The organism is Arthrobacter alpinus (genome assembly GCF_001445575.1).
Taxonomy (GTDB): Bacteria; Actinomycetota; Actinomycetes; order Actinomycetales; family Micrococcaceae; genus Specibacter; species Specibacter alpinus_C.
On sequence record NZ_CP013200.1, the window covers coordinates 2,854,734 to 2,867,924 of the forward strand.

The following is a 13,191-nucleotide window of genomic DNA, read 5'->3' on the forward strand; positions in this document are numbered from 1 at the left end:
CCAAGATGGCTGGCGTAGGCTAGAAAATCCACAAACACATCCTTATCTGGGGGCAGTTACACCAACGCATGGCGAACAACGACACCACCACACTCTGGACTTCCCTAGGCCGGCTGGCCCCACAACTAAGGCCCATGATGTGGCCGCTCATTTGGGGTTTCCTCAGCGCCCTCGCGGCCAGCGCCGTGGCCCTGGCCATCCCGCAGGTGTACCGCTCCCTGGTCAACACGGCGTTTCTCCCCGGCAATGGAGCGCAGGCACTGTGGATTGGGGCCGCCGTGGTCCTGGTCTTGGGCATCCTCGAAGCTGGCTTGATCGCCCTGCGCCGCCAGTTTGTACTGGTCCCGGTCACCACGGTAGAAACGCGCATGCGCACCTCCTTCTACCGGCATCTCCAACAACTCGCCGTGGAATTTCACGATCGCTGGGGCTCCGGACAGCTGCTGAGCCGGGCTATGAGCGATCTGAACTTCATGCGCCGCTGGATGGCTTTTGGCGCCATCATGCTGGTAGTGACGGCGCTGACAGTCGTAATTGGTGTGGCGCTGATGTTCTCCATGAGCTGGGAACTGGGACTGATTTTCCTCGCCGCCGCCGTGCCGATAGTCATTTTCGGCTACCGCTTCCGGCGCTCCTACGGGCGGGTCAGCCGCAAGAGCCAGGATCAGGCCGGAGATCTGGCCACCACCGTGGAGGAGTCCGTCCATGGCATCCGCGTGCTGAAGGCGTTTGGCCGCGGTCAGGAAGCGTTGGATTCATTTGCGTCCCAGGCGCAGGAGCTGCAGGCCACCGAAATTCATAAAGCCAAATCCCTCGCCATTTTTTCGCTGGTCGTCTCGCTGCTGCCCGAGCTCGCCTTGGGCGCAGGCTTGGTGGTGGGCATCCTGTTGGTTTCTGAGGGAAGGCTCGACGTCGGAGCCTTGGTTGCGTTTTTCGCCACGGCTGCCGTGGTGGCTGGCCCCGTGGAATCGATGGGCCCGCTGCTCGCCATGACGTTTGCCGCCAAAACCGCTCTGGACAGACATTTTGAAGTTATGGACGCCGTGAACACCATCACCGATCCACAGTCCCCGGCGTCGCTAAATCAAGTACGCGGCGACCTTGAATTTCGGGACGTCCACTTCCGCTTCCCCGACAGCCCGAATGGCACCGACGATCTACTGAACGGCATCGACCTGACCCTCCACGCGGGTGAAACCATGGCGCTGGTGGGTGTGACCGGCAGCGGCAAAAGTGCCCTGCTCAATCTGGTGCCCCGGCTCTATGACGTCACCTCTGGCACGGTTCTCCTCGATGGCACAGACATCCGCCAGCTGCCCCTAGCCGAGCTACGCCGGCACGTCTCCGTTGCTTTTGAAGACACCACCCTGTTCTCCCATTCGGTCCGTGGAAACGTTTTGCTGGGCGCGGCCGATCACCCCGGTCTATCCAGCGATCAGGTCCTGGCACGGGCCTTGGAGGTGGCGCAGGCAGGATTTGCCTACTCTCTCGCCGATGGCGTGGAGACCCTAATTGGCGAGGAAGGGCTCAGCCTGTCCGGTGGCCAGCGCCAGCGCATTGCCTTGGCCCGTGCCATCGCCGCCAAACCCGCCGTTTTGGTGTTGGATGACCCGTTGTCGGCGCTCGATGTGAACACCGAAGAGCGCGTGAGTGACCGGCTCCGGTCAGAATTGGTGGGCACCACCACCTTAATCGTGGCTCACCGCCCGTCCACTGTGGCCATGGCAGATCGGGTGGCCTTGTTGCAAGAAGGTCGCATTACCGCCGTGGGAACCCACGCCGAACTGCTCGCTGGCAACAGCCACTACCGCTACGTACTGGCCAGCCTGACAGAGGAACCGCGCGATCTGGACAGCGATCCAGATGATGAATTACCGGATGACCTTGGGGCCGAGCGCCACGCACCGGCAGACTCGCAAGCACCGAAGGGGGCGCGCGCATGAGCCGCGGCCATCAACGTAAAGACGCTCCGGCGTCGACCATTAAGGCCGGCAAGCTGAAGACCACAAAAGCCGCGCCGCAGGGCACCACGGATGAGGATCGGGTAGATCTGAGCCGCGAGGCCAGCCGTGCCGTGCGCCGTCGATCCGTGAAGCTCTTGGGGGCGTTGCTGCGTCCGGTGCGGCTGCGATTCGCTATCACCGTGGCGCTCGTGGTGCTCTCGCAGGCCGCGAAAGTTGCCGGTCCACTGCTCATTGCTTACGGGATTGATACGGCGCTGCCCGCGCTTACCACGAAGCCCGACTCCTCTGCCCTGCCGCTCATTATCACTGGCGGCGGCTACATTGTGGCCGCGCTGATCGGCTCCTGGCTGACGGCGGCGTATCTGACGGCGACTGCGCGGCTGAGTCAGGCGATGCTGCTAGATCTACGCATTAAGGTGTTCCGGCATACGCAGCGGCTCAGTATGGAATTTCATGAGCAATACACCTCCGGGCGCATCATTTCGCGCCAGACATCAGACTTGGAAGCCCTGCGCGAGCTGCTCGATTCAGGGATTTCCTCGCTCGCCTCGGGGCTGGTCTTCATGGGGTTGACGGCCGTGTCGATCTTCGCGCTGGATCCAATTACGGGCTTGCTGGTAGTGGCGTCGGCGGTGCCCATGCTCCTGCTCTCGCGCTGGTACCAAAAGCGTTCGCAGGCCGCCTACCGTTCCTCGCGTGTGGTGTCCGCGGCGCTGATTGTGCATTTCATCGAGACCATGACAGGCATCCGTGCGGTCAAGGCGTTCCGGCGCGAAGAGGAGAACGCGGCCAAGTACGATGCTCTCGCCGAAGATTACCGCCGCGTCACCGTCCGTTCCATCAACCTCAACGGGGTTTTCCAGCCGGGTCTGGTGTTGATCGGCAACCTGGCAGTTGCGGTTGTTTTGCTCGCCGGTGGTTTCCGCGTGCTCGGTGGCGCGTTGGAGGTGGGCGCGCTCCTGGCCCTCCTCCTGGCCACCAAACGCTTCTTCCAACCCGTGAGTCAGATGGCCATGTTCTACAACTCGTTCCAGTCAGCCCAGGCTGCGCTGGAAAAGGTCTCCGGGCTGTTAGAGGAAGTCCCTACCGTACGTCCGCCGCGCCATCCCCGCCCGCTGCCCGCGGCGCGTGGCGAGATCCGCTTCACCGGCGCCGAGTTCCGTTATGCCACCGGGCCCATGGTGCTGCCGAGTTTAGATCTGCATATTCCGGCCGGTCAGACGGTAGCCGTAGTGGGCGCCACGGGCGCCGGAAAGTCCACGCTGGCCAAACTCCTGGCCCGTTTCTATGACGTGAGCGCAGGCTCGTTAACGCTCGACGGCGTGGAGTTGCGTGAGCTATCGACCGCCGATCTGCGCCGTGCCGTAGTCATGGTGACGCAGGAGGCGTTCCTTTTCAGTGGCTCGGTTGCCGACAATATTGCCCTGGGTAACCCGGGAGCCAGCCGAGCCCAGATCGAGGCCGCCGCCCGCGATGTAGGTGCCGACGAGTTCATCAGGGCCCTTCCGGAAGGCTACGACACGGACGTGAACAAGCGCGGCGGCCGCGTCTCAGCTGGGCAGCGGCAACTGATCTCCTTTGCCCGGGCCTTCCTGGCCAATCCTGCGGTGCTCATCCTTGACGAGGCAACGTCCTCGCTGGATATCCCGTCGGAGCGACTGGTCCAAGGCGGCTTGCAGAAGCTGCTGGGTGCTGCGGGGGCGGCAGAGACGGCAGACGTTACAGGGACCAAGGGTCTCCAAAATTCTGAGGGTGGCGCAACGGGCCGGACTGCGCTGATCATCGCGCACCGCTTGTCCACCGTAGTCATGGCTGATCGAGTCCTGGTCGTCCACGAGGGGCGCATCGTGGAGGACGGCTCCCCCGCGAAATTGATCGCGGGCGGCGGACGCTTCGCCGCACTACACGGGGCGTGGCAAGACTCGCTTGTCTAGTTCTGCACGGGTCTAGTTCTGTACTGGTGTAGCTCTCCGCGTTCAGCTCTACCAGCCTATTTTTGACGGTGATTCACTGCCATCCGCTCTAGTTTTTGAGCTAATTGGTTGTGCGCAATTTAATTGTGTACACTTGAAACATGCTGGACAACGAATACCACCTCGATTCCATGGTTTGCTTCGCCATTTACTCCGCGTCGAACGCGGTTGCCAAGGCGCATAAAGTTGCCTTGGAACCATGGGAGCTGACCTACACGCAGTACATTGCGCTACTAGAGCTCAGCACTGCGCCCGAGGGGCTAACCGTTAGTGATCTCGGCAAACGCATGAGCCTAGATTCCGGAACATTGTCCCCAGTTCTGCGCAGGCTCGATGAACGCGGGCTGGTGTCCCGGGCACGCACCTCCCCAGATGAACGCGTGGTCACCGCCTCACTGACCGACACAGGCGCTTCAGTCCTCAAAAAGGTTCTTGTGGCCCTGAAGGAACTCCGCGGCGCGTATGGCTTCGACTCCCCGAACAAGCTCGCGCGCTGGTCCAGGAGTTGCATCGCATCACCAAGGGCATGCGCGCAATTACCGCGCACCGAGATTGACCCAGCACTTCCAATCCATAACTCATGTCTATGAAAGGCAGTCCTATGACACCCCTGTACACCGCCGAAGCCATCGCCACCGGAGCCGGCCGCGACGGCCACGTCCGCTCCTCCGATGGCGGCATTGATTTGAACCTTGCTATCCCCAAGTCCATGGGCGGATCAGGAGCCGGAGCCAACCCTGAGCAACTATTCGCAGCTGGCTATGCGGCCTGCTTCCATTCGGCATTGCAGATGGTTGCCCGCACACAAAAGGTCGACATCGCCGATTCCTCAGTAGGCGGCCAGGTCCACCTCGGATCCAACGGAAAGGGCGGATTTGAACTCTCCGTACTTCTGGAGGTTGTCCTGCCGGGAATCGAGCACGCTGCCGCTCAGGCGCTGGCTGATGCCGCTCATCAGGTCTGCCCGTACTCCAATGCCACTCGCGGCAACATTGAGGTCACCATTACGGTCTCTGACGACTAGAACCGTTCAACTGCTCAGGCTTTAAGGCCAAAATAGGGCGTGGTCCGCCCGACACCGGACGGACCACGCCCTATTTTCATGCCCCGAGGGATGCCGCGTAAGCCACATCCCCCTTGCCTGCCACCAGCCCGATGACGGAGGCGATATTGACGATTGAGAGCTCTCTCCGCTAGTGGAGGGCCAGCGCCGTCCAGGAGACCGGCGGGAGCGTCACGGTGACGGTTCCGGCATCGAGGCTGGCCGTGCCGTTGCTGTGAGGCGTCACCCTCAGAGGATCGTCCAAGGTGTTCTTTGCATGGATATCGGCATCGTGCAGTGTTTCTGCGCTGACGATTCGACTCACGCCCAGGCGGCTGACATCGATGCGCACGTCCAGGGTTTCGGTGAGACTTCGGTTGACCAAGAAGACAGCACTCGCTCCGGTAGTCTCATCGTGAGTGGCCACCGAATCGATCATGGAAACCTCCCCGTAGGCATCCGTGTGTACTGTCGGGGAACTGAGCTTGAGTTCCAGAACAGTGCCCTGCGCCAACCGTGAGGTGATAGCGAATGGGTAAAACGTACTTTGGCGCCAGGCCGGACCATTGGGCTCGGTCATGATCGGAGCAATCACATTGACCAACTGCGCCAGGCTTGCTGATGTTACCCGGTCAGCATGCCTGAGCAAGGCGATCATCAGGTTTCCGAAGACCACGGCGTCCAGCACCGAATAGGAATCCTCCAACAGCCGCGGAGCCTGGGGCCAGACGTTGGCATCGGTGATTTTATCGACCTCGTTGTACCGGGATTGATACCAGACGTTCCATTCATCGAAGGACAGGTTGATCGTTTTCTCACTGTGCAGCACAGCCTTGACGTGATCTGCGGTGGCAACGACCGATTCAATGAAGCTGTCCATACTCACGGCAGATGCCAAGAAGCTCGCAAAATCATCACCGTGAGGTTCGTAGTAGGCGTGGCAGGAGATGAAGTCCACGTCATGATAGGTCTCCAGCAGAACCGTACGTTCCCACTCGCCAAAAGTTGGCATGGTGGCGCTGGAGCTGCCACAGACAACAAGTTCCAAATCGGGATCAATTTGTCGCATGGCACGGGCTGTCTTACCAGCCAGCTGGGCATAATCCATGGCGGTTCCATGGCCCAACTGCCACGGTCCATCCATCTCGTTTCCAAGGCACCACATGCCAATCGCATGCGGCTTTGGGGTGCCATTGGCGATGCGCTGATCGGACAGTGCCGTGCCAGAGTCAATATTGGCGTACTCAAGCACGTCGAGTGCTTCCTGCGTTCCCCTCGTGCCAAGGTTGACGGCGTACATGAGATCCGCGTCCACGTCCTTGAGCCAGCCAGCGAACTCATCGAGTCCGACGTCGTTGCTTTCGGTGGAATGCCAGGCAAGATCCAGACGGTTGGGCCGTTGCGCCCGGGGACCCACGCCGTCTTCCCAACGGTAGCCGGAGACAAAGTTGCCACCCGGATAACGGATGGTGGTGGTGCCGAGCTCACGGACAAGAGCAATGACGTCCGTGCGGAAGCCCTGGGAATTGGCCGTGGGATGGCCAGGCTCGTAGATCCCGTCATAAACACACCGGCCCAAATGTTCCACGAAGGAGCCAAACAGACGGCGGTTAATCCGGCCCACCGTGAAGTGCGGATCGAGAGTCAGGTGCGCATGTGGCATGTTTCTCCTGTCAGAAAGAAGGTTGGGAGCGCACATTCCTCGAATGAGAACTGCTTAGCGCTACACTAGGTACAACGTTGTACCAAAATGCTAAACGGCGTTTCGCACAGCGTCAAGGGTTTTCTATTTTTGCTACACAAGGATCGGGGAAAGTGGCACATTCGAGGAAAGTGGCGGCCCTGCTGTACGGCTTAAGTGCGCAGGCTGGCTATGATCTAGACATTGCCAATGTAGAGGTGCCCCATCGCAGAAACGACCAGGAGCAAAGGAGCGTGACATCGTTATGAGTCCGACGATCCATGACGTGGCACGCGCAGCCGGAGTATCCATCAAGACCGTCTCTAATGTCATGAACGACAACCCGAAGGTGGGTCCCGCTACGCGATTGCGGGTTCGTGCGATCATTGACGAGCTGGGCTACCGACCCAATCTTTCTGCACGGGGTCTGCGCTCTGGAAAGACCGGCGTGATTGGCCTAGCGGTTCCCTCACTGCGGGAAAACTACTTTGCAGAGCTTGCCCATTCAGTCATCCGGGCCGCGGAAAAACGTGGATTGCGGGTTCTCATTGAACAGACCGACGGTGACAGGGAACAAGAAATTTCCACCTTGTCCGGCGGACAGCTGCGCTACATTGATGGTTTACTCTTTAGCCCCGTGGAGATTGGTCAGCAGGACGTAGATGTCCTGCGCGGAAACGATCCCCTGGTTCTTCTCGGCGAACGAATCTTTGGCGGACCAACGGACCACGTCACCATGCACAACACCTCCTCTGCCAGAGCCGCAGTTGAACATTTATTGGAGATCGGCCGCACTCGCATCGCCTTGATCGGTGCGCCAGAGACCGCCGACGATGATGCAAGTTCAGGGAGTTTGCGTGAGCGGGGCTATCACCAAGCCCTTGCGGCGGCAGGCATCGCAGAAGACCCCCAACTGGTGGTGCGAGGTGGTAAATGGACCAGGGAAACCGGGCTCGCCGGAGCTCGAAAACTGCTGCGCTCCAAGGTCGATTTCGACGCCATCTTTGCCCTCAACGACACCCTGGCATTGGGCGCACTGCGTGCTTTGGTGCATGCTGGCCGGCGCGTGCCCGAGGATGTGGCGCTGATTGGTTTCGACAATATCGACGAAGGACGATTCTCATTACCGTCGCTCACTAGCGTTGATCCGGGGCGGCTCGAAATCGCTGAGACTGCCGTGGACCTGCTGGTGGAGCGCATCAATGAAAAGGGACCGCGCTCGGCACCGCAAACAGTCAAAGCTGGCTTCTCCATCGTGAAACGTGAGTCCACCGGGTTCACCACTGCCGATTCCGGAATTTCGAGCTCCCCGTAGCTCACCCCGGCCAAATCTATCCGCAGCACAGGAAGCGCAATCAATGACCCACTCCCCCTGGCAACCCATCAGCGGCTCACGCCTGGAACTGGGCGAAGGCCTACGTATCATTGACGGCACCATCCGCTGGGTGGATCTGCTCCGCGGCCAGCTCTATGCGTGGACACCGGGTTCGGCGGATAGGGCCACACTAGTGCGCACCTTCGACGCCCCGCTGGGCTTCGTGGAAAAGGCACCCGACGGACGTTTGATCGCGGCCCTCGGAACCGGGCTTTCCTGGCTCCGCGAGGACGGGAGCATTACCGAAATCGCCTCCACCGGGCTCAATCCCAGCCGCCACCGGGTCAATGACGGCTCGTTCGCCCCGGACGGATCGTGCTGGTTCGGCACAATGGTGCACGACGGCTCGCCGCCCGATGGTCACCTCTGGCGCTGGGACCCCGAGACCGGCGAGGTCAGCGCTCTTATGAGCGGGATCGAGATCCCCAACGGACCAATCTTCTTGCCAGAAATTCAAGCCATGTTGATCGGGGACACTGTGGCCGGAGTGATCCTGAGCAAGAGTCTGGTGCCCGGTTCCAGCGCTGACCCGTTCCTCAAGGTCGACGGCGGATCGCCTGACGGTATGCATGTGGATCGCGACGGTCGACTCTGGAACGCCGTGTGGGGCGGGCACCGTTTGGACGTCTACGAGCCCGGAGAACGCTGCGCCAAACCGCTTGAGCTACCCGTTTCACAGCCCACGAGCGTCACCCTCATAGCAAGTGATGATCCGCTGGTCATCGTTACCAGCGCCTCTATCGGTCTGGATACCCCGGGTCCACTGGACGGATTCACCATTGCCGCGCCCCTGTCACTGCTGGCGCTCGAGCCCGCGCGGGTTAGAGGACTACGCCGCAGTTCCTCAAGCCGGAAGGGCCACGGCACGCGCGCGCCGTAGTTCCTCGAGTCAGACGGAGAGCCGCCGAGTCAGACGCTGCGCCCCGTCTGACTCAACGGGCCTCCGTCCGACTCGGCGGCTTAAGCACGACGCGCCACCCTTCCACAGTGTGGACCAGCGGCAAGAATGGGAATAATGGATTGGTGGCATCCGATTGCCATAGATAGCTTTGCGCACAGCGCCAACTCGTCGGGTTCTGTCCGCACCACTTGATGCCCGCACCAAAGGAAGCAATGAAAACAGCTCAACCCGCCACCACAGTCCGCCGTTCGTGGCCGCTCATTGCCGTCTTGGCAGTCACTGGTGCGTGCGCATCGTTCATGTTTACCCTGGTGGTGCCGATTCAGGCTCAATTGCCAGAGCTGTTGAACGCACCGCGCGAAGCCACGGCTTGGGTGGTCACCATTACGCTGCTTACCTCGGCCGTCGTCACCCCAATTTCCGGGCGTCTGGGCGATCTCCTAGGCAAACGGAAAATCATTTTGGTGCTGTTGCTCGCACTGATAGTCGGGAACATCTTGGCAGCCGCCTCCACCAATCTGACAGTCTTGCTGGTGGGGCGCGCGCTGCAGGGGCTCATGACCGGCGTCATCCCACTGGGTATTGCCGTACTGCGCGATCATTTGCCGGCACAACGTGTTGGTGGTGCCGTTGCCCTGATCAGCGCGTCATTCGGCTTCGGCGCCGCCCTAGGGTTGCCCATCAGCTCTTTTATTGCAGATTCCTTTGACTGGCATGCCCTATTCTGGACCGCTACGGTGCTCGGCGTGGTGTTATTAGCGCTCGTGGCGTGGATCGTGCCCAAAGATACGGAATTCGCGGCCGGTAGCTTCGACTACGTGGGTGCCGTTGGCCTGTCCTTTTCTTTGTCCGCAATTCTCGTAGCGGTGGCTCAGGGCAACACGTGGGGATGGAATTCACCGGCGACCTTGATTCTGGGTATCGGCGGCGTCCTGGCGCTCTTGGCTTGGGGAGCTTTTGAACTGCGGCTCAAAGACCCCGTGGTTGATCTTCGCGTGGCCGCACGCCCGGCTGTCCTGATGACTAACCTCGCCTCGATAGCCTTGGGTTTTGCGTTCTTTTCATCCGCGGTGCTGTTCCCCCAAATTCTGCAACTCCCCAAAAGTACCGGCTTCGGACTGGGCCAGACGCTGATTGCCATCGGTCTCATCCTTGCCCCGGCCGGGCTGGTGCAAATTGCCATGGCGCCGATAGCGGCCCGGTTGAACCGCACCGTGGGAGGACGTGCCACCTTGGTGCTGAGCGCCGTCGTCATTGCCTTCGCCTATGTATTAGCGCTGCTGGCATCCACGGAAATCTGGCACATTCTACTCGCCAATGCCTTGGTGGGGGCCGGGATCGGCATCGGTTATTCCGCCATGCCCATGCTCATTATGGGCGCAGTCAAGCACACCGAAACCGGCGCCGCGAACGGTTTAAATTCCCTCATGCGGGCCCTAGGCACCAGCAGTGCGGCCGCAGTCATGGGTGCCATTCTTGCTGCATCCAGTGCCGGACACGGCGCACCCACGGCGGCCGGATTCCAGCTGGGCTTTGCCATCGCTCTGGGCGCCACAGTGCTGGCCGGAGCGCTGGCACTGTGCATTCCCCGCTCACAGCCGGAAGAAGCCCACATCGTGGCACTGACCAGCATTCAACCGGCGGGTGGCCCAGGCCCTTCCCAGCCCTGAGACCGCACCAGTACAGTGATTCTTGATGGGCGGCACTGACCCACACCCCACGATGGGAGCATGTAGATGACTCGCGTTCGACTCGACCTGTTCCTCTCACTGGATGGTTTCACCTCATCGACCAAGCAAAGCGCTGAAAATCCGATGGGCGAGGACTGGGGGCGTCTCACAGAGAACTACGCCGCAACCCGCACGTTCCGCGAACACGTCTTCAAGGACAGCAGCGGCGCTGGCACCACCGGCATCGACGATGCCTACGCCAGCGCGTTCTTTGACGGTATAGGCGCCGAGATTATGGGTGCGGGCATGTTCGGCCTGCACACGTTTCCAAATGATCCGCAGTGGCAAGGCTGGTGGGGTGTCCGGCCACCTTTCGGATGCCCGGTCTATGTTCTCAGCACTACCGCACCGCGTCCCATGATCCCCATGGAGGGCGGAACAACCTTCCACTTCAGAAACGTGACAATTGAGGACGTGCTCGCCGAAGCCACCAAGGCCGCCAGCGGCTTGGACGTGCGGATCGGCGGTGGGGTCGGCACAGCACGCAACTTTTTACGCGCGGGCCTGGTCGATGATCTGCATCTGATGATTGCCCCGATCATTTTGGGGCGGGGAACTCGGCTCTGGGACGGGCTGGGCGGGCTCGACCACACCCATAACGTGCGGACCGAGGTTTCCGAGAGCGGCACCATCCACGTAACCTTCACGCGATAGGCCGTTACCTGAGGCAAAGTCCACAGCAGCTATGATGTGCCTCATATTTCGCCGCACATAGGTCCCTAGAGCCGCTAAGGTTGGTGGCGGTGCCCGCTGACGCGTGCCTCCAGGCTAGGACTTGTGAGGAACGAGGGAGAGAGCACCTGCATCGCTCCATTCACCGGTTCGCAGGAAGACCCTCATGACTCTCGCTCGCCCCTTGGCCACCAAGCTATTTCCGATCGCGACCGCCCTGGCCGCAGCATTGGTTCTGGCCGGCTGCACACCCTCAGGCACGACGTCGGACGCCAGCTCTGATCCCGGCACACCCGTCACCGGCGGGAACCTTGTGTACGCTTCCGGTGATGCTGAACCCAGCTGTTTGGATCCGCACGTTGGCGGCAACTATCCCCAGGCTCTGGTTGCCTCGCAGTTCCTGGAAACGCTGTACACCAAGGATGCTGATGGCAAGCTGATCCCTTGGCTCGCCAAGGACTCCACCGTGTCCGACGACGGGCTAACGCGGACTGTTTCGATCCGTGACGGTATCACCTTTACCGATGGCACCGCCTTGGACGCCGCCGCCGTCAAGGTCAACTTTGAACACCTCTTGGACCCTAAAACGGCATCCTCCACAGGCTATTTGGCGCTGGGCAAGATCGCTTCCATGAAGGCCGTTGATGCGAGCACCCTCGAGCTTAAGCTCAAGACGCCGGACAACTCCCTGCTCGAGTCCTTCTCCATGCCGTGGGTGGCGATCGAATCCCCCACAGCACTGAAGCGCACCCAGGAAGAAAACTGTGCAGCCCCTGTGGGCACCGGACCGTTCAAGGTGGAGACTTGGAAGAAGCAGGACTCCGTGCAGATGGTCCGCAACACAGACTACGTACTGCCGGTTCCAGGCGCCGCACATGATGGGCAGGCGTACCTAGACTCCATCACCTGGCGCTTCATCCCCGAGGCAGCCACGCGTTACGCCGCGCTACAGGCCGGTGAAGTAGACATCATTGACAACGCCCAGCCAGACGCCATCGCCACGGCCGTGAAGACCTCAACCATCAAACATTTGGATGCACCGCGTCCCGGTGCGTCCAACCGGATTGAGCTGAACTCTTCCAAGGCCCCTTCAATGACGAAAAGGTCCGCGAAGCCTTCATTCACGCGGTGAATGTCAACGCCAGCGTCGATTCCTTGTTCTTTGGCACCGCCAAACGCTCATACTCGCCGCTATCCAGTGTGGAGCCTTTGGCTTACTCAGAAGAATCGCTGTTCAGCTACGACCCCACGAAGGCGGGCGCATTGTTGGACGCGGCCGGATGGAGTGAACGTGATGCCCAGGGCTACCGCGTCAAGGACGGCGTCCGACTCTCCCTGACCTTCCCCGTGAGCACCAGCCAGTCCATCCCCGCCGAGCAGTCTCTCTTTGAGCAGATGCAGGCGACGGCCAAGGAATCGGGCATCGAGATCAAAATCAACTTGCTGGATATCTCCAGCTGGTACGGCGAACTGTTTACCAACAGCTACAACCTGGTCTCCGCTCCGTACACCAAGGTGGGCCCTGGTGTGCTGTCCATCCTCTTCCATTCTGATTCCACCATCCCTGCACCGTCCGGCTACTTCGCCAATCTCTCCCAGGTCAAGGACCCGGCCCTGGATGCCTTGCTGAACACCGCAGGGTCCACCAAGGATGAGGCCGAGCGTAAGGACCTCTATACCCAAGCGCAGAAGAAGGTGCTCGAGGGCTACTACCTCTTGCCGCTCTATGATCAGCAAAACCACTTCTTGTACTCGGAGAAATTGAAGAACGTAGCTGCCACCACTGCCGTGGCCTCGCCCACCTTCTTCGATACCTGGTTGGCGAACTAACCTCCCTTCGAGCAAAGCCCACG

Annotated in this window: 9 protein-coding genes and 1 pseudogene; 9 read left to right on the plus strand and 1 reads right to left on the minus strand. The window is 60.7% G+C overall.

Going from position 1 to position 13,191, the window contains the following annotated elements:
- Positions 1 to 68 precede the first annotated feature (68 nt).
- From AS189_RS12660 to AS189_RS12675, 4 genes are all read left to right on the plus strand, one after another.
- On the plus strand, positions 69 to 1,943 hold the full coding sequence (locus tag AS189_RS12660; RefSeq protein WP_062289524.1) for an ABC transporter ATP-binding protein: 1,875 nt from the start codon (positions 69 to 71) through the stop codon (positions 1,941 to 1,943).
- The gene (locus AS189_RS12665; RefSeq protein WP_082634281.1) at positions 1,940 to 3,898 is read left to right on the plus strand and encodes an ABC transporter ATP-binding protein; all 1,959 of its coding nucleotides are present in this window, start codon (positions 1,940 to 1,942) and stop codon (positions 3,896 to 3,898) included. The genes AS189_RS12660 and AS189_RS12665 overlap by 4 nt, the downstream gene beginning before the upstream one ends.
- Before the next feature lie 140 nt (positions 3,899 to 4,038).
- On the plus strand, positions 4,039 to 4,527 hold the full coding sequence (locus AS189_RS12670; protein WP_062289525.1) for a MarR family winged helix-turn-helix transcriptional regulator: 489 nt from the start codon (positions 4,039 to 4,041) through the stop codon (positions 4,525 to 4,527).
- A gap of 11 nt (positions 4,528 to 4,538) precedes the next feature.
- Positions 4,539 to 4,961: an organic hydroperoxide resistance protein gene (locus AS189_RS12675; protein WP_062289528.1), complete on the plus strand. Its 423-nt coding sequence runs from the start codon at positions 4,539 to 4,541 to the stop codon at positions 4,959 to 4,961.
- A gap of 169 nt (positions 4,962 to 5,130) precedes the next feature.
- Here AS189_RS12675 and AS189_RS12680 read toward each other — a convergent pair whose 3' ends face one another.
- A complete protein-coding gene (locus AS189_RS12680; protein WP_062289531.1) occupies positions 5,131 to 6,642 on the minus strand; it encodes an alpha-N-arabinofuranosidase in 1,512 nt (503 codons plus the stop codon).
- A 283-nt stretch (positions 6,643 to 6,925) separates the two neighbouring features.
- Here AS189_RS12680 and AS189_RS12685 point away from each other — a divergent pair, with 283 nt between their 5' ends.
- The 5 genes and pseudogenes from AS189_RS12685 (at position 6,926) to AS189_RS12705 (ending at position 13,168) form a co-directional block, all read left to right on the plus strand.
- Entirely contained in the window at positions 6,926 to 7,975 is a 1,050-nt protein-coding gene (locus tag AS189_RS12685; protein WP_062289535.1) for a LacI family DNA-binding transcriptional regulator, read from the plus strand.
- A 43-nt stretch (positions 7,976 to 8,018) separates the two neighbouring features.
- Positions 8,019 to 8,915, plus strand: a complete 897-nt coding sequence (locus tag AS189_RS12690; RefSeq protein ID WP_062289536.1) for an SMP-30/gluconolactonase/LRE family protein — start codon at positions 8,019 to 8,021, stop codon at positions 8,913 to 8,915.
- A gap of 233 nt (positions 8,916 to 9,148) precedes the next feature.
- On the plus strand, positions 9,149 to 10,606 hold the full coding sequence (locus AS189_RS12695; protein ID WP_062289539.1) for an MFS transporter: 1,458 nt from the start codon (positions 9,149 to 9,151) through the stop codon (positions 10,604 to 10,606).
- A gap of 66 nt (positions 10,607 to 10,672) precedes the next feature.
- A complete protein-coding gene (locus tag AS189_RS12700; RefSeq protein ID WP_062289543.1) occupies positions 10,673 to 11,320 on the plus strand; it encodes a dihydrofolate reductase family protein in 648 nt (215 codons plus the stop codon).
- A 184-nt stretch (positions 11,321 to 11,504) separates the two neighbouring features.
- A pseudogene (locus tag AS189_RS12705) lies at positions 11,505 to 13,168 on the plus strand (ABC transporter substrate-binding protein).
- Positions 13,169 to 13,191: the final 23 nt, after the last annotated feature.